Raw genomic sequence first — 1,362 nt, forward strand, 5'->3', positions numbered from 1 at the left:
TGAACCGTCCCGGGTTTCATGCACCCTCAGGTTTCTGTGATCCGGCCGGTCTACCGGTCACGAGTTGGGAATAGTAGCGGGCTTCGGCTTCGGCCGGCGGAATGCGTCCGAGGCGGTGCATCAGGCGCTGCTGGTTGTACCAGGCGACGTAGTCGGCGGTGATGTATTCGACGTCGCCCACGGTGTTCAGTGGGCCGCGGCGAAACGGGGAATCCGCCCGGACACATTCGTTCTTGTACAGGCCGATGGTCGTCTCAGCCAGCGCGTTGTCGAAGGCATCCCCAACACTGCCCACGGACGGGCGAATTCCCGAAAGGCTCAGTGTCTCACCGAATCTCACACTCGTGTACTGCGAGCCGGCGTCGCTGTGATGGATTGCGCCGTCGACGGGATGGCCTTGGCGGGCACGCAGTGCAGCGGCCTGACGCAGCGCGGATTCGACGAAGCGGGTGTGCTTGGACGCCGAGGCTTCCCAGCCCACGATCGACCCGGCGTAGGCGTCGATGACGAACGCGACGTAGACGAACACGCCGGTGACGAGCTTGACGTAGGTGAAGTCGGCCACGAGCAGCACGTTGGGTGCGGCCACCCCGAACTGGCGGTCCACCAGGTCCGGCGGTCGCACCGCCTCCGGGTCGGGGATCGTGGTGCGGACCCTCTTCTGGCGGCGCACGCCTTGCCAGCCGTTCTTGCGCATCAGGCGTTCCACGGTGGACTTGGCCACCGGGATGCCCTGACGCTGCAGATGGGCCCACATCTTCAGCGACCCGTACAGCGACTCGGGCCTGCGGCGTCCGTGCTCATCAGGCTCGTAGTAGCCGGCTAGGATCTCGGTGATCGTGGCGTCCCACAGGGCCCGTTTCGAGGGCGCCCGCACCGCCCAGGCATGAAATGTCCGCGGGGCGATCGGCACGGCGTGCTCGGTGAGCACGCGACAGATCGGAGCGACCCCGAAACGGTCCCGGTGGGCGGCGATGAACTCGCAGACCGTAGCGGTCAGCGGCGGCTGCGCGGGTCGCTCTCCCGCACGAAGAAAGACGTTGCCGCCTTGAGGATTTCGATAGTCTGCTCCAGCTCGGCGTTACGCCGTTTCAACGCCCGGATCTCCGCAGCCGCCTCCGAAGAGACCCCGTCTCGATCACCGTCATCGACCTGTTGCTGGCGAATCCAATTACGCAGCGTCTCGGCGTTCATCCCCAACCGTTTGGACACCGCGGTAATCGCCGCCCACTCGCTCGGATAGTCCTCCCGGTGCTCGCGCACCAGACGGACCGCCTTCGCTCGGGTCTCCGGGTCGTACTTGCTCGGCATGACATGCACCTTCCCAAGGAAGGAGGTGCGCATCAAACGCGGGATGGTTCA

Annotated in this window: 1 protein-coding gene; it reads right to left on the reverse strand. The window is 65.6% G+C overall.

Going from position 1 to position 1,362, the window contains the following annotated elements; translation table 11 throughout:
• Positions 1 to 16: 16 nt before the first annotated feature.
• A protein-coding gene (locus ACJH6J_RS30410; protein ID WP_109545024.1) for an IS3-like element ISMysp3 family transposase occupies positions 17 to 1,311 on the reverse strand; the annotation gives its coding sequence in 2 pieces (ribosomal slippage) (positions 17 to 1,038 and positions 1,038 to 1,311; 1,296 coding nt in all).
• Positions 1,312 to 1,362 lie beyond the last annotated feature (51 nt).

The sequence above is a fragment of the Mycobacterium sp. SMC-18 genome (assembly GCF_045310895.1).
GTDB lineage: Bacteria > Actinomycetota > Actinomycetes > Mycobacteriales > Mycobacteriaceae > Mycobacterium.